General features: G+C 70.3%; 13 protein-coding genes and 1 pseudogene. 5 read left to right on the top strand and 9 right to left on the bottom strand.

Annotated features, from left to right (window positions below):
- The first annotated feature begins 433 nt into the window (after window positions 1–433).
- Window positions 434–1624 carry a PP2C family protein-serine/threonine phosphatase gene (locus tag ACTWPV_RS29425; protein ID WP_347646100.1) on the top strand — a complete coding sequence of 397 codons (1191 nt, stop codon included), beginning with the start codon at window positions 434–436 and terminating at the stop codon, window positions 1622–1624.
- Between the two features lie 161 nt (window positions 1625–1785).
- Here ACTWPV_RS29425 and ACTWPV_RS29420 read toward each other — a convergent pair whose 3' ends face one another.
- The 3 genes and pseudogenes from ACTWPV_RS29420 to rho all read right to left on the bottom strand — a co-directional run bounded on the left by ACTWPV_RS29420 (window position 1786) and on the right by rho (window position 5853).
- Window positions 1786–3552, bottom strand: a complete 1767-nt coding sequence (locus tag ACTWPV_RS29420) for a S9 family peptidase (protein ID WP_443154275.1) — start codon at window positions 3550–3552, stop codon at window positions 1786–1788.
- Between the two features lie 276 nt (window positions 3553–3828).
- Window positions 3829–4726: pseudogene (locus ACTWPV_RS29415) on the bottom strand (putative RNA methyltransferase); the annotation flags it as partial.
- Between the two features lie 23 nt (window positions 4727–4749).
- Entirely contained in the window at window positions 4750–5853 is a 1104-nt protein-coding gene (rho, locus tag ACTWPV_RS29410; protein WP_443154274.1) for a transcription termination factor Rho, read from the bottom strand.
- A gap of 393 nt (window positions 5854–6246) precedes the next feature.
- Between rho and ACTWPV_RS29405 the strand changes: the two genes are divergently transcribed.
- Together ACTWPV_RS29405 and ACTWPV_RS29400 are read left to right on the top strand one after the other, a co-directional pair.
- Window positions 6247–6387: a hypothetical protein gene (locus ACTWPV_RS29405; protein WP_347646104.1), complete on the top strand. Its 141-nt coding sequence runs from the start codon at window positions 6247–6249 to the stop codon at window positions 6385–6387.
- Between the two features lie 21 nt (window positions 6388–6408).
- Complete coding sequence (locus ACTWPV_RS29400) at window positions 6409–7230, top strand: MBL fold metallo-hydrolase (protein ID WP_443154273.1); 822 nt, start codon at window positions 6409–6411, stop codon at window positions 7228–7230.
- Here ACTWPV_RS29400 and ACTWPV_RS29395 read toward each other — a convergent pair.
- Window positions 7217–9118 carry a sensor histidine kinase gene (locus ACTWPV_RS29395; protein WP_443154272.1) on the bottom strand — a complete coding sequence of 634 codons (1902 nt, stop codon included), beginning with the start codon at window positions 9116–9118 and terminating at the stop codon, window positions 7217–7219. The genes ACTWPV_RS29400 and ACTWPV_RS29395 overlap by 14 nt on opposite strands.
- A gap of 62 nt (window positions 9119–9180) precedes the next feature.
- Here ACTWPV_RS29395 and ACTWPV_RS29390 point away from each other — a divergent pair, with 62 nt between their 5' ends.
- Window positions 9181–9606, top strand: a complete 426-nt coding sequence (locus tag ACTWPV_RS29390; protein ID WP_347646107.1) for a hypothetical protein — start codon at window positions 9181–9183, stop codon at window positions 9604–9606.
- Between the two features lie 6 nt (window positions 9607–9612).
- Here ACTWPV_RS29390 and ACTWPV_RS29385 read toward each other — a convergent pair whose 3' ends face one another.
- Window positions 9613–9969, bottom strand: coding sequence for a hypothetical protein (locus tag ACTWPV_RS29385; RefSeq protein ID WP_347646108.1), 357 nt, complete (start codon window positions 9967–9969; stop codon window positions 9613–9615).
- Window positions 9970–10044: 75 nt separating this feature from the next.
- Between ACTWPV_RS29385 and ACTWPV_RS29380 the strand changes: the two genes are divergently transcribed.
- Window positions 10045–10572, top strand: a complete 528-nt coding sequence (locus tag ACTWPV_RS29380; protein ID WP_443154271.1) for a DUF6886 family protein — start codon at window positions 10045–10047, stop codon at window positions 10570–10572.
- Here ACTWPV_RS29380 and ACTWPV_RS29375 read toward each other — a convergent pair.
- From ACTWPV_RS29375 to lysS, 4 genes are all read right to left on the bottom strand, one after another.
- The gene (locus ACTWPV_RS29375; protein WP_443154270.1) at window positions 10547–11509 is read right to left on the bottom strand and encodes a ketopantoate reductase family protein; all 963 of its coding nucleotides are present in this window, start codon (window positions 11507–11509) and stop codon (window positions 10547–10549) included. The genes ACTWPV_RS29380 and ACTWPV_RS29375 overlap by 26 nt on opposite strands.
- 41 nt (window positions 11510–11550) lie before the next feature.
- A complete protein-coding gene (locus ACTWPV_RS29370) occupies window positions 11551–12279 on the bottom strand; it encodes a glycosyltransferase family 2 protein (RefSeq protein ID WP_443154269.1) in 729 nt (242 codons plus the stop codon).
- A 63-nt stretch (window positions 12280–12342) separates the two neighbouring features.
- Window positions 12343–12882, bottom strand: coding sequence for an AAA family ATPase (locus tag ACTWPV_RS29365; RefSeq protein WP_443154268.1), 540 nt, complete (start codon window positions 12880–12882; stop codon window positions 12343–12345).
- Window positions 12879–14480 carry a lysine--tRNA ligase gene (gene lysS, locus ACTWPV_RS29360; RefSeq protein WP_443154267.1) on the bottom strand — a complete coding sequence of 534 codons (1602 nt, stop codon included), beginning with the start codon at window positions 14478–14480 and terminating at the stop codon, window positions 12879–12881. Before lysS ends, ACTWPV_RS29365 begins: the two co-directional genes overlap by 4 nt.
- Window positions 14481–14482: the final 2 nt, after the last annotated feature.

Genomic DNA, 14482 nt, shown 5'->3' with positions numbered 1-14482 from the left:
TCAAGTCTGTCACGATGAGTAGCTCGTAGTCCTGTCCTTGGATTTACCCCAAGTCAACGGGAAGTGTGGTAGGCACGTTGGGATGACTGCTTCTCCCCATGCGGTGCTCGCTGCGACGTTCGCGCCGGGCGTGACCGCTGTGACCGCTGCGATGAGGTTCACGCGCGAGGTGATGACCGCGTGGGCCACCGGTGGCGTGCTCCACACCGCGGAGCAGGTCGCGGGGGACTTGGCGGAGCAAGTCGCTGACGAGCCGTTTGAGGTGATTTGGAAGCATTTTGGGGACGCCGTACAGGTCGAGTTGCGGCAGCAAAACCTCTCCCAGAGTGATCCAAAGGCTCCTTCCGCGAATGTCGAAGAGTGGGGAGTCACCTTCGCGGGTGATTCCCGTGTCCACTGGGCTAGGATCACGGTACCCGGCTCGGCGGACAGAGTGGCAGCCGAATGGCTGGAGGAAAGTTCCAGGGGTCCCCACTGGCTGGGGTTCCTCGCCGACGCGAGTGACCTGCTGGCGGGCACGCTCGATCCCGACATGGTCCCCGCGATCGTCGCCCAGGTCGTGGTGCCGAGGCTGTCCAGCTGGTGCGCCGTCTACACCTCCGACAACGCCGTGGGCCCGCTGCGGCTGGTCTACCTCTGGCACGCCGACGAGGCCAGGATCGACGGCCTGCGCGAGCAGCTCGACGGCATGGACGTCGACGGCGCCGACACCGGGGCCACCTCCGCGTTCCACGTGAACGACTCGCACGTCCTCGCGGTGCCGCTCACGGCGCGCGGCCGCAGCCTCGGCATGATGTGCCTGGGCCGCCCCGACCGCTTCCCCGACGAGGTCATCCAGTTCGCCGAGGACATCGGCAGGCGCGCCGCGCTCGCCATGGACAACGCCAGGCTCTACGCCCAGCAGGCGGCCGCCAACCGCGCGCTCCAGCGCAGCCTGCTGCCGCCCAACGAGCCCGAGGTCCCCGGCCTCGACTACGGCGTCATCTACGAACCCGCCGGCGAGGCCAACGAGGTCGGCGGCGACTTCTACGACCTGTTCAAGGCGGGCGACGGGTCGTGGCGCTTCGCGATCGGCGACGTCTGCGGCACCGGCCCCGAGGCCGCCGCCGTGACCGGCCTCGCCCGCCACACGCTGCGGCTGCTCGCCAGGGAGGGGTACGGCGTGGCGGCCGTGCTCGGCCGGCTCAACCAGGCGATCCTCGAGGAGGGCGAGCGGGCCAGGTTCCTCACGTTGTTGCACGGCGAGATCACGCCGGTGGAGACCGGGCTGGAGTTGCGCCTGGTGTCGGCGGGTCACCCCGAGGCGCTGCGGCTCAAGGGCGGCAAGGTGGAGGCGGTGACCACCCCGCAGTCGCTGCTGGGGGTCTTCAACGAGGTGACGTTCGAGGCCGACACGATCCGCCTCGACCATGGCGACGTGCTGCTGGCGGTGACCGACGGGGTGACCGAACGGCGCTCCGGCGGGCGGCTGCTCGACGACGACGGCGGCCTGGCCAAGCTGCTGGCCGAGTGCGCGGGACTGTCGGCCAGAGCGGTGGCCGAGCGCATCCGCAGGGGTGCGGCCGACTTCGCCTCCGAGCCGAGCGCCGACGACCTGGCGATCGTGGTGTTGCGCGCCCGCTAGCACGTCAGGCCGGCGGTCCGGCGATCGTGGCGGGCACGACAACGTGGCGATCGTGGAGCTCCAAGTACGCCCTTCCGGCTCGGCGGTGGCGTGATGGTGGCAGCCGGGAAGCCCGACGATCAAGCGACGGAGTCGCCCAACTTCTTACGACATGTCAGTGGTTAGTGCAGTTTGACGTGCTTTCGGGCGAAATCGAGCTGGCACGCGAGCTGGGCGATGCGCTCCGAGACCAGGAGCGAGCTCGCGGCGGCGTCGTAGGTGTAGACCTCGTGATCGCGCCCGTGCTCGGCCAGCTTGGCCACGTACTTCTCGATCTGGCGCATCGGGCAGCGGGCGTCGTTCTCGCCCGCCAGGATCAGCAGCGGGCTCTGCACCTGCTCGACGTAGGTGATGGGGGAGCTGGCCGCGTACCGCTCGGGCTGCTCGTCGGGTGAGCCGCCGAACAACGCCCGATGGTAGGCCCGCAGGCTCTCCGCCTCGTCCTCGTACGACGTCTGGTGGCAGGCCAGCGGCACCGCGGCGATGCCGGCCGCCCACAGGTCGGGCTGGGTGCCGAGGCCGAGCAGCGTGAGATAGCCGCCCCAACCCGAGCCCGCGAGCACCGTCCGGCCGGGGTCGGAGATGCCGCGCTCGACCACGCACCGGTGCACGGCGGCCACGTCGGCCAGCTCGGTGTGCCCGACGTCGCCGCGGAGCGCGTCACGCCAGGCCGACCCGTAGCCGGTCGAGCCGCGGTAGTTGACCCGCACCACCGCGAACCCGGCGTCCACCCAGGCCGCGACCTCGGGTGAGAAGGCGTCGCGGTCGTGCGCCGCCGGCCCGCCGTGCAACAGGAAGATCGTCGGGTAGGGCGAGGTGCCGGTCTCGGGCCTGCTGACCAGCGCGTGGATGCGGCCGCCCTCGCCCTCGACGTCGAGGTCCTCCACGGGGACGCTCGGAGGGGCGGGCGGGCCGCTGGAGTTGACCACGACCTGGTCGTTGCTCGACCGGATGACCGGCGGGTGGGAGGCGCTCGACCAGGAGTATTCGACATGGCCGCCGGGCCGCGGGGCGGCGTCGTCGATCACGCCGTGCGGCGTCTCGATGAGCTTCAGCACGCCGCCGGCCAGGTCGTAGCGGTGCAGGTGGCTGCGGGCGCGGTCGTCGCGCAGGATGAGCAGGCCGCGGCCGTCGTCGTACCACTCGGCTGCCAGGTCGCCGGAGTCCCGCAGCCAGATCTCGCGCTGCTCGCCGGTCACCGGGTCCCATACCAGTGGCTCGTGGCGCCGGCGGCGCTCGTGCAGGGCGAGCAGGCGGCGGTCGCCCATGACCGGGGCGAAGGTGAGGCCGAGGACCCCCTTGCCGGGGCCGTCGTGGAGCTCGCCGACCGTGTCGCCGTCGGGGCGGACGACGCGCAGCGCCGGATGCCGGTAGTCGGCGTACTCGCCGTGGTTGATGGCGATCAGGGAGCCGTCGAGTGACATGTCGGTCACCCAGTTGGCCTCGGGGTGCTCGTACAGGAGCGTGGCAGGCTCGCCGGCGCGTACCAGGTGGATGCGGAACGCTCCGCCGCTGGCCAGGCTGATCGCCGCGACGCCTGTCGCGGACAGCGCGATCCCGCCGGGCTGGCCCGGCGGGATGCCGGGCGCGACCGGCTCGTCGGGGCCGCCGTTGAACGGCTGGCGCCACCACGAGCCGAACTCGTCGCCCTCGGTGTCGGCGAACCAGTAGATCCACTGGCCGGTCGGGTCGATGGCGGCGTACACCGCGCCCCTGGGCCGGTCGGTGACCTGGCGGGTGGAGCCCGACACGCGGTCCCACGCGTAGACCTGCCAGGTGCCGGTGGCGTTGGAACGGTAGATGGAGCGGTTGGGGGCCTGGCGGGCCCAGGACGGCAGCGTCATGCGCGAGGCCCGGAACCTGGCCTGCCAGCGTTCCTCCGCCTTCATCCGGCGCGCTCCCTCCCTGAAGTCCTTCGCCTCGGGGCGATGGATGTCGTCCAGTATTGCGCCTGTGCCGGGGAAATACTTAGGAAATGTGGGGGAATTTCGGACTAAATGCCCCATCAGTAACATCGGCCACGCGGGCCCGTCAAGGAACGGGACTTGATCGGGGGACGGGTTCATAGATAGACAGGTGAAACGCCGCGTGCGTCGTTACTTTATGACGTCCTTTCGCGACGTTATGGGAGATAAATGAGGCAATTCGCTCATCGAGCGTAGTCGCATCGGTATGCCACGCACTCGGGCCCATCCCGATCACCTGGGCGATGTCATCGTGCCCCAACTCCATCTCGAACTCCACCGAACGCCGCTCGCGCTCGGCGAACCCCTCCAGGCTCCGGGCCACCCTGCGCTCCTTCTCGTCGTCCACGGAGAGCAGGCCCAGCTCCTCGACCAGCGGGCTCAGATGAGCCCTCGCGGGAGTGACGACCACCGCGACGCCGCCGGGCCGCAGAATCCTGCCGAACTCCGGCCCGTTCCTGGGCGCGAACACGTCGATCACCACATCGGCCACCCCATCCCGGATCGGGAGGGGCCGCCACACGTCGGCCACGAACGCTCCCGCCCTCGGATGCGCCCGCGCCGCCCGGCGCACAGCGTGCTTCGACACATCGAATGCCATCCCGATGCCATCGGTCACCGCGTTGAGCGTGGCCGCCAGGTAGTGCCCGGTGCCCGCTCCTGCGTCGACGATCACCGGCGCGGCCCTGCCCTCCGCGCGACGACCCTCGACGATCTCCGGCCCCTGCCCGCGGCCGGCCGGCCCCGGGCCGTGACCGGCCTCCATTTGCGCCCCACGGTACGCCCTCAGCTCGGCGCCGTCACTCGTTTCCGTGGAGGACTCATGTTCTGCCCGCCGCGTGACATGCGCCCGCACGGTTTGCGCCACGGCGTCCGCCAAAGGGGCATAGTGCCCCGCGTCCAGGAAACCGGCCCGCGCGGCCACCATCGCGGCGGTGTCGGCGGTGCCCGGCGGCCTGGAGCCGACCAGGAGGCTGACGTATCCCTGCCTGGCCATGTCGAACGTGTGCCCCTGCGCGCACCGCACCGTGGCCGCGTCGATCCGCAGCCCCGCACGGCACACGGGACAACTCAGACAGTCGACGATGTCAGCCAGCATGCGCCCATTCTGGTGCACGCACGTCACGCGCTCGCTTCCAGGAGGAACGCGGCGTTGGATGGGGTGGCGCGGAGCTTGCCGACGAGCATCTCGAGCCCCTGCCGCTTCTCCTGCGTGGTGAGCATCCGGCGCAGCCGCCAGATGACCTGCCGCTCCTGCGGGTGCAGCAGGATCTCCTCCCGCCGGGTGCCCGATGCGTCCAGGTCGACGGCCGGGAACAACCGCCGCTCGGCCAGCTCGCGGGTCAGGTGCAGCTCCATGTTGCCCGTGCCCTTGAACTCCTCGTACAGGCTGTTGTCCATCCGCGAGCCGGTGTCCACCAGTGCGGTGGCGAGGATGGTGAGGGAACCGCCGCCCTCGACGTTACGGGCGGCGCCGAAGAAGCGTTTGGGCGGGTAGAGGGCGGTGGCGTCGATGCCGCCGGTGAGCACGCGCCCCCCGCCGGGCGCCAGGTTGTTGTACGCGCGCCCGAGCCGCGTCAGCGAGTCGAGCAGCAGCACCACGTCCTGCCCTGCCTCGACGAGCCGCTTGGCCCGTTCGACGGCCAGCTCGGCGAGGGCGGCGTGGTCGCGGTCGGGGTGGTCGAAGGTGGAGGAGAAGACCTCGCCGTCGATGGTGGCGCGCATCTCGGTGACCTCCTCGGGCCGCTCGCCGACCAGGAGGACCATGAGGTGCACCTCGGGGTGGTTGCGGGAGATCCCGGCGGCCAGCGCCTGCATCGCCATGGTCTTGCCGGCCTTGGGCGGCGCCACGATCAGGCCGCGCTGCCCCTTGCCGATGGGGGCGAACAGGTCGATGACGCGCGTGCTGAGCGACTCCGTCTCGATGCTGAGCCGTTCTGTCGGGTGGATCGGTGTCAGGTCGGCGAAGCGGGGACGGTCGCGCCATTGTGCGGCGCCGTTGACGGACTCGACACCGACCAGCTTGTTGCCGGCGAGGGTGGCGGTCACGTGGTCGCCGGGACGCAGGTCGTACTGGCGGAGCTTGTCGGGTGTGAGGCGTACGTCGCCCGGTCCCGGCAGATGGCCGGCCCGGAGAAATGCGGATTTTTCGCGTACGTCCAGAAGGCCGGTCACATGCCGGACCGACGTGGAGGCACGCTGCCGCGGAATGGTTTGCACAGACATGATGGACCCCTCAGGGGAATGCGCCGAACCCGTAACGGGTTGGCAGAGAAAGGAACACGAGCCGGGCCCCCGTGAAGCGGGGCGGGGCTGTGAGATGAGGATCAGCGGAGCCTGAGCTCAACGCTGGTTGGGAACATACCACACCATCTGGCCCATGCAACGCCTAGCCCGCTCGGACTATTCCCGGGCCGTTCCCGTGTCTTGACCGGCGAACGCCGGGTAGACGCGTGACAATGTTCTTCTCGACACCGCGGGGCGAGGAAAATTACCGCGCTCGGTGTACCGAAGGACACAACTCCCATCGACGCAGCGGCGTCATATCTAGTGGCATGCAGGATCCCTGCAACTCGATGGGGGTTCCATGAAGGCGAAGAGAGAATCTGGGGGAGCATCATGAAGACCGTCAACTGCCCGCGGTGCCACAACGAGCTCGACGAAGGCCCGATCATGTACAGGTGCGCCCGCTGCCGCCGCGCCGTCTTCGCCGCCGACGTCGAGAACGAATACGTCCCGGGCGAGCCGGTCGCCGCCTGAGCGACGGCGTAGCCTTACCGGATGCCGCACCGACCGATCACCGTGTCCGGCGTCGACGTGACCCCGCTCTGCGACGCCGTCGGCCCCATGGGCCCCGCCATCCGACGCCCGCTCGATGAGATGTTCGCCGGCTCGGGCCTGCCCGACGAGCCCTGGGTCCTGCACTTCCACTGCTACCTGCTGCGTGACGCGGCCGGCCGCCTGACGCTGGTCGACACCGGCATCGGCGGCGTCGACTCACCGGCGGCCAGCTGGGCGCCGGTCCCCGGCACGCTGGCCGGCGAGCTCGCCGCCGTGGGGGTGTCGCCCGCCGACATCGGCACCGTCATCCTGACCCACCTGCACGGCGACCACGCCTCGGGCGCTGTCGCGGACGGCAGGCCCGCGTTCGAGAACGCCCGCTACGTGCTCCAGCGGGCCGAGCTCGACGCCGCCGCCGGCCCGATGCTCGACGACGTCGTCACCACGATCAAGGATCAGCTGCACGTCGTCGAGGGCGACGCGGACGTCGCGCCGGGCGTGCGCGTGCACCTCGCACCCGGCCACACCCCCGGACACCAGATCGCCAGGGCTGGCGACGTGGCCATGACCGGCGACCTCGTACTCCACCCGGTGCAGCTGGACGATCCGCGCCTGCGCTACCTCTACGACGGCGACCAGGAGGCCGCCGCGCGCACCCGCGCGGAGACCCTCGCCGCGCTCCGCGCCGAGCGGGCGATCCTCGCCACCGCGCACTTCAGCGAGCCGTTCCTGCGCCTGGCACCGGCCGGCGCGACGCCTGTCACCGGCCCTCTCACTGACCCGGCCACTGACCCGGCCACTGGGCCCGTCACCGGCCGCTGAGCACCGGCTGGCCGGCCAGCAGCGACGAAGGCAGGGCGACCATCGCGGTCAGCCCGCCGTACGGCGAGGGCGCCAGGGTGACCTTGATGCCGTGCCTGGACGCGAGCCTGCCGACCACGAACAGGCCGAGCCGGTCGCTCTGCGCCAGGTCGAACTCCGGCACCGTCGACAGCCGCTCGTTGAGCTCGTCGAGCTCGACGCGGGGCAGGCCGAGGCCGCGGTCCTCGATCTCGATCATGAGGCCGTGCGCGGTGCTGGAGGTGCGCACGTCCACCTTGGTCTGCGGCGGGGAGAAGAGAGTGGCGTTCTCCACCAGCTCGGCCACCAGGTGGGCCACGTCCGTGACCACCGAGCCCAGCAGGGAGACCGGCGGCGGCTGGAGCACCTCGACCCGCTCGTACTCCTCGACCTCCGCGACGGCCGCGCGCAACACGTCGTGCACCGGCACCGGGTTGCGCCAGCCGCGCCCCGGAGCCTGGTCGGACAGGATGATGAGGCTCTCCGCGTGCCGGCGCATGCGGGTGGTGAGGTGGTCGAGCTTGAACAGGTCCGCCAGCGTCTCCGGCTCCTCGGTGGCCCGCTCCATGCTGTCGAGCTGCAGCAGCTGCCGGTGCAGCAGCGACTGGTTGCGCCTGGCCAGGTTCACGAAGACCTGGCTGACGCCGTGCCGCAGCTTGGCCTGGCCCAGCGCGGCCTCGACGGCCGTGGACTGCACCTCGTTGAACGCCTGGACGATGTCGCTCACCTCGGAGGTGCTGGTCCTGACCTTCAGCGGCGCCACCTCCTCGGGCTTGGGCGGGTCGACGTTCTTGCGCAGCCGCCTGACCAGCTCGGCCAGCCGTACCTCGGCCAGCTCCGTGGCGGCGTCGCGGAGCCCGGCCAGCTCGCTCACCAGGCGCCTGCGGAAGCGCAGCGAGAGCACGATCGAGGCGATGACGGCGATCAGGCCCACGCCGCCCGCCACGCCGAGCTTGACCAGCATGCCGATGGCCGTCGGCGTGACCCGGGCGGTGATGCCCCGCACGGCCGCGCTCTGGTTGTCCTCGACGGCCTGCCACAGGTTCTGTGCGTCGACGGGCCAGGTGGCCGCCGTGGGCGGCAGGCCGATGGCGGCGGTCCGGGTGCGGATGGTGTCCTCGGTGCGGACGAACTCCCGGTAGACCGGCGACGCGGACAACCGCTCGTACGGGCCGCGCAGTTCGTCGTCGAGGTGGGAGAGCGCCTGGGAGTAGAGCAGCCGCCTGGTGGCGACCATGGCCGTGAACGCCCCTCGCTCCCTGGGCTCCACCTTGCCCTTGGCGAGCACCACCGCGATCACTGCCTGCTCCCTGGACAACATGTCCTTGGCCTCGCCGAGCATCGTGATCGCCCTGGCCTGCTTGTAGAGGGACATGTCGGGCACCAGCACCATGGCGTCGTACATGCGGAAGGACGCGTCGACGATCTGGCTGTAGCCCTCGACGATGTCGAGCGGCGCGGCCGTGCCGCCGTCGACCGCGCGCCTGAGGTCGGGGAGCCCGCCGAGCTTGGTGTTCAGCGCGTTGAGCTGCGTGGTCATGGCGGGGGTCAGGTCCTGCTGGGCCCTGGCCAGCCTGCGGAACGTGGCCATGGCCTGGTCGGTGGACTTGCGCTGCTGGGCCACCTTGCCGGCGCCCTTGCCCGTGGCCAGGAACTGCGTCGAGACGAGCCGCTCGTTCTGCAGGTGGATGTTGACCTGCTCCGACGGGATGGCCAGGTTGCCCGCCAGGTCGTTGATCGCCAGCAGCCGGACGCCGTCGCCGCCGGTCAGTCCCGCGGCGAACGCCCACAGGCCCACGAGGGACAGCAGCGGGACGAGGAGGAGGATGAGGATTTTCAGCGCGATGGGGCGGCCACGCGTGGGGGGCATGCGACCTCCGGGTGCATGATGAGATCGCCTCGCAGAGTACACCCCCCTTTGGAAGGATTTCTGTGCGTCTCCCGCGTTCTTTTTCGGGCTGGACCATCGCGGTCTTCGGCTTCCTCGCCTTCGCCCTCGGCCTGCTCGGTCTGATCTCTCCTGACACCCTGCTGGTCATGCTGGGTTTCGAGGTGCTCGACACCAGGCCGACGGGGGACTACACGCTGGTCTACATGGCCGCTTCGTCGATGGCTGCGGTCAACATGGGCGTCTACTACGTCTTCGCGGCCTCGGCGAACTACACCCCGTTCTTCCGCTGGACGGTGCCGTTCCGGCTGGTGACGTTCGCGGTGTTCACCACGCTGGTGCTGACGGGCGCGGCGCCGGCCAAGTTCTTCGGCGTCGGGCTCTGGGAGGGGCTCGGCGCGCTGATCACGGGGTTCGCGCTCTGGCGTGAGGGCAACCTGCTACCCGCACGCCAGAGCGTGAACGCCTGACCGGCGTCACGGACGCGTGTCCTGGGGTCCGCGCGACACGAGGCGGTCACCGGAGGAGCCGTCGCGTTCGAGCTTGCGTTCCAGATCGCGTTTCTCGTCCTCCAGCCGGGCCACCCGGCTGGAAGCCTCGGCCTTGGCGCTGCGGAGCCTGCGGCGCTGCCTGGCGGTCCTGCGGGACCCCGAGCCGATCAGCCAGAACCCCGCGAGCAGGACGGCCGCGACGGCCGTCCCCGCGAGGAACATCTCCAGGTGACTGGGCTCGAAGGTGTATCCGAACAGGATGTACCTGGCGCTCTCCTCGGTGAGGACCAGCGCGACGGCGGCGCCGGCGAGCAGGACCAGAAGCACACCTAAAAAGATCATCCGAACTCACCCCTTGTCGTCAGAGCGGGTTTCCCCTGCCCTGGCGGCGGCGGGATATGCGCCATGATGGTCATCATGAGACCTGGACCGGGCGAGGTGCTGCACTTCTCCGAGGACCCGACCATCGAGCGGTTCGTGCCGCATGTCGCGCCGACGTCCGTACGGACCGAGCCCTACGTGTGGGCGGTCGGCCACGACCGGTGCCCCGACTACTGGTTCCCCCGCGACTGCCCCCGGGCGATGGCGTGGGCCGGCCCGCGCACCACCCAGGAGGACCTCGACCGGATCGTCGGCGTGGGCTGCGGCGAGCGGGTCCACGCCGTCGAGTACGGCTGGCTGCGGGCCATCATGGACGTCCGGCTCTACGCTTACCGGCTCCCGGCCGACGACTTCAAGCCCATCGGCGATCCGCCGCACGCCGTGGTCGCGACGGTTCCCGTGGCGCCGTTGGGTCCGCCCGAGCCGGTCTCCGACCTGTTCGAGCTGCACGAGGAGGCCGGCATCCAGCTCAGGGTGATGGCCGACCTGTGGCCGTTCTGGAACGAGGTGACGGCGAGCACGCTGGAGTTCAGCGGGATCAGGATGCGCAACGCTCGTCGATGAGCGCTCGCAGCGTTTCCAACCGCATCGAGCCGGGCGGCAGCTTCTCGCGGGCGGCGCTGTTGGCCTCGCGCCGCAGCACCTCGTTGACGGGGGTGGGCACGCCGTGCAGCCGGCCGAGCAGGACGATCTCGCCGTTGAGGTAGTCGGCCTCGATCGAGCCGCTGCCCCTGGCCAGGCTCTGCCACGACGACCCGCCGCCGCGCTGGGCGCCCTCGACCGGGCGGATGTCGACCCGCCGGCCGCGCACCTCGGCCTCCTCCTCGTTCGTCGAGTACGCGATGCCGGCCGTGTCGAGCACGGCCATGGCCTCCACCCTGGCCCGCGTGACCACCTCGGCGACTCCGTCCACGCGGCCGAGCAGCGCCTCGACGGCGTTGCCCAGGTTGCCGATCAGCTTGCCGTGCTTCCAGCGCATCACGTCGGGGACGGCCCGCCCGACGAGTCCGTGCTTGCCGAGGTCGGTGGCGATCTGCTCGGTGAGTTCGTCCACACCCTGTGGATAGCGGCCGACGTGCAGCATGCCGGAGTACGGGTGGCCGTTCGCGGTCACCACGCCGGGCCGCAGATGTTCGGCGGGCAACCACACGCACATGCCGTGGACGTGCTCGAACCGCCGCAGGGCCATGCGCTCGTTGGCGACGCCGTTCTGGGCGCAGACCACGGGCAGGCCGGTCGGCCACGGGTCGAGTGCGGCGATGGTGTCCTGCGACTTGGTGGCCAGGATCAGCACGTCGCCGTCGCGTGTGGGCACGGGGCCGTCGGCGGTGGGGATGTGGAGGGTTTCGGTGGAATCCGGGGTGATCAGGCGCAGGCCGTCACGTTTGAGCGCGTCGTGGTGGGCGCCTCTCGCGATGAGCAGAACGTCGTGGCCGCCTTGGAACAGGCGGGCCCCGATGGTTCCCCCGACTGCTCCCGCTCCGATCACTATGTAGCGCATTGTCAGAGAATGTCACTATTCACGTGGCCGGCGCCACCGGCTCACTTCGCCAGGGCCACCTGCGCCTGGGCCGTGACGGCGCTGCCGCGACCGCGCTCCCGCAGGATCGTTCTGAGCACGCGCCAGCCGTCGCGCAGCGCGTGCAGATTGCTCTCGCCGTGGATGCGGGAGCGCTCGTGGCTGGGGACCTCGCGGATGACGAGGCCGGCCTGGGCGGCCCTGACGTTCATCAGGGTCTCGATCTCGAACCCGTCGCAGTCGAGGTCGAGGGCGTCGAGGTGGCGGGTCCAGAAGGCGTTGTAGCCGTAGCAGAGGTCGGTGTAGCGGGTGCCGTAGAGGAGGTTCGTCAGCCCGGTGAGGACCTTGTTGCCGAGCGAGCGGATCGGGCTGAGGTCGTCCGAGCCGCCACCAGGGGCGTACCTGGAGCCCTTGGCGAAGTCGGCGCCGTTGACCAGCGTGGCGACGAACGAGCGGATCTCCCGGCCGTTGGTGGAGCCGTCGGCGTCGATCATGACGATGATGTCGCCGCGTGCGGCCTGGAAACCCTCGATGAGGGCGTTGCCCTTGCCGCGCCGTGTCTGCGTGACGACCCGGAGGCCGGGGCGCAGCTCGCGCGCCACGGCGACGGTGTCGTCGGTCGAGTTGCCGTCGACGAGGATCACCTCGTCGATCCACTCGGGCAGCGTGGCGAACACGTGGGGGAGGTTGTCGGCCTCGTTCATCGCGGGAACGATGACGCTGACGCTGACGGCGAAAGGCTGGTTGTTCATGGCAGAAAAATCCCCCCTTTCGCATGCAGCTCACTTGACGATTCCTTGCATGGGTCAGGGTTCTTATCCATCGCCTCCTATTTGAGCCTCTCTGACCCGAGAGATAATCTCGTTCACGGTTTCTTCCGGGCTCTGCCGGGAGGTGTCGAGCCACAGGCCGAGGCGCGGCGTCTCGTCGCGCAACACGGCGTCCAGCTGGGCAATCGTCCATCCGCCCGCGTATCCGCGCTTGCCGCGCGCCCGCTCGCGGCGCTCCACGGCCGCCGGGTCGGGAGCGAGAACGACGACCTGCAAAGGCCGAGAACGGACCATTTCCGTAAACCGCTCCAAATCCCCACCAATAACGACGTCCTGAACAATTGATGTGAATCCGGCTTCGCAATACATGTCCGCAGTATTCGCTGCAATGCGGTAACGAAGGTGGAGCTGGCGTTGCGCCTCGTCCGTCTCCTCCGGCGTCATCTCGGCGCGGCCGCCGACCACCATGCGCCGGAACACGTCGCCCCGCACGTGGGCGGAGCGCGGCAGCCGCTCGGCCAGGGCCTGCGCCACGGTGGACTTGCCGGCGGCCGAGATGCCGGTGATGAGGACGACGCCCCTCATGCGCCGACGAGCTTGCGCACCCGGTCGGCGCCGACGGCCATCAGCAGCGTGGGCAGCCTGGGGCCGGTCTCGCGGCCGACGAGCAGCTTGTAGAGCAGGGCGAAGAAGGCCCGCTGCGCCGCCTTCAGCTCCGGTGTCGCCTGGGCGTCGGCCGGCAGCCCGGCCTGGACCTTCGGCACGCCGTACACCAGCGCGGTGAGGCCCTCGATCGACCAGTCGTCGAGGCCGTCGGCCAGCAGCCGCAACGACTCGCGCGCGCCGGGGCCGAGCGAGTCGAGCAGCTCGTAGTCGGGAGTGCCGCGCACGCGGGTGCGCAGGTCGGGGGGCAGGTGGTCGTCGACCCAGCTCTGCGCCTTGTCCAGGCGCGGGCGGGCGTCGTCGAGCGAGCCGACCCCGTCGAGGTCGCGCAGGATGCGGATGGTCTGCCCGGCGTGCCCGGTCGTGATGTCGAGGACGGAGGCCAGCGTGCGGTAGGGGATCGGGTGCGGCGTGGCGGGCAGCGGGCCCGCGGCGGTGCTGACCGCGCGCCTGTGCGCGGCCTGCTCGGCCGGCTGGGCCTGCCCGGCGCCGACCTTGCGGCCCAGCGCGTCCCACTCGTCGTAGAGGCGCTGGATCTCCTGGTCGAAGGCGATCTTGAAGGACTGTGCGGGCTTGCGGCGGGCGTACAGCCAGCGCAGCACCGGCGCCTCCATGATTTCCAGGGCGTCGGCAGGGGTCGGCACGTCGCCCTTGGAGCTGCTCATCTTGGCCATTCCGGTGATGCCGACGAACGCGTACATGGGGCCGATCGGCTGCCGGCCGCCGAACACCTCGCCCACGATCTGCCCGCCGACGATCCAGGCGGAGCCGGGAGAGTGGTGGTCGACGCCGGACGGCTCGAAGATCACGCCCTCGTAGGCCCAGCGCATCGGCCAGTCGACCTTCCACACCAGCTTGCCGTGGTCGTGCTCGGCCAGCCGGACCGTCTCGCCGAAGCCGCACTCGCAGGTGTAGGCCAGCTCGGTGGTCTCGTCGTCATAGGCGGTGACCGTCGTCAGGTCGCGCCCGCACAGGTCACAGTACGGCTTGTACGGAAAGTAGTCCTCGACCTGCTTCGAGCGGTAGCGCGACAGCACGGCGTCGATCGCCGCCCGCTCGCGCACCGCCCGCAGGATCTGCTCGCGGTAGGCGCCCGAGGTGTACTGCTCCGTCTGGCTGATGTCGCGACAGTCGACGCCCAGCTCCTTGAGAGCCTCTGCCATCGGCGCCTTGAAGTGCTCGGCCCAGTTGGCGTGCACGCTGCCGGGAGGGGCGGGCACCGAGGTCAGCGGCTTGCCGATGTGCTCGGCCCAGGACGGGTCGACGCCCGCGGGGACCCGGCGGAAGCGGTCGTAGTCGTCCCACGACAGCAGGTGGACGCAGTCGAGGCCGCGCCGGCGGATCTCGTCGGCGACCAGGTGTGGGGTCATGACCTCACGCAGGTTGCCCAGGTGGATCGGGCCCGACGGGCTCAACCCCGACGCGCAGACGATCGGTTTGCCCGGAGCGCGTCTCTCCGCCTCGGAGATCACCTCGTCCGCGAACCTGGAGACCCAGTCGGTCTCGGCACTTTCCGCCATCG

This window comes from Nonomuraea sp. KM88, from assembly GCF_052245635.1.
Lineage (GTDB): Bacteria > Actinomycetota > Actinomycetes > Streptosporangiales > Streptosporangiaceae > Nonomuraea.
Note: the sequence above shows the minus strand (reverse complement) of the source record. Positions and strands in the feature narration are given on the sequence as shown.

Excerpts from the sequence above, each read along its gene's own strand:
- ACTWPV_RS29420 (WP_443154275.1), bottom strand. The coding sequence starts at position 3,552 with ATGAAGGCGGAGGAACGCTGGCAGGCCAGGTTCCGGGCCTCGCGCATG.
- rho (WP_443154274.1), bottom strand. The coding sequence starts at position 5,853 with ATGTCTGTGCAAACCATTCCGCGGCAGCGTGCCTCCACGTCGGTCCGG.
- ACTWPV_RS29405 (WP_347646104.1), top strand. The coding sequence starts at position 6,247 with ATGAAGACCGTCAACTGCCCGCGGTGCCACAACGAGCTCGACGAAGGC.
- ACTWPV_RS29400 (WP_443154273.1), top strand. The coding sequence starts at position 6,409 with ATGCCGCACCGACCGATCACCGTGTCCGGCGTCGACGTGACCCCGCTC.
- ACTWPV_RS29395 (WP_443154272.1), bottom strand. The coding sequence starts at position 9,118 with ATGCCCCCCACGCGTGGCCGCCCCATCGCGCTGAAAATCCTCATCCTC.
- ACTWPV_RS29385 (WP_347646108.1), bottom strand. The coding sequence starts at position 9,969 with ATGATCTTTTTAGGTGTGCTTCTGGTCCTGCTCGCCGGCGCCGCCGTC.
- ACTWPV_RS29380 (WP_443154271.1), top strand. The coding sequence starts at position 10,045 with ATGAGACCTGGACCGGGCGAGGTGCTGCACTTCTCCGAGGACCCGACC.
- ACTWPV_RS29375 (WP_443154270.1), bottom strand. The coding sequence starts at position 11,509 with ATGCGCTACATAGTGATCGGAGCGGGAGCAGTCGGGGGAACCATCGGG.
- ACTWPV_RS29370 (WP_443154269.1), bottom strand. The coding sequence starts at position 12,279 with ATGAACAACCAGCCTTTCGCCGTCAGCGTCAGCGTCATCGTTCCCGCG.
- ACTWPV_RS29365 (WP_443154268.1), bottom strand. The coding sequence starts at position 12,882 with ATGAGGGGCGTCGTCCTCATCACCGGCATCTCGGCCGCCGGCAAGTCC.
- lysS (WP_443154267.1), bottom strand. The coding sequence starts at position 14,480 with ATGGCGGAAAGTGCCGAGACCGACTGGGTCTCCAGGTTCGCGGACGAG.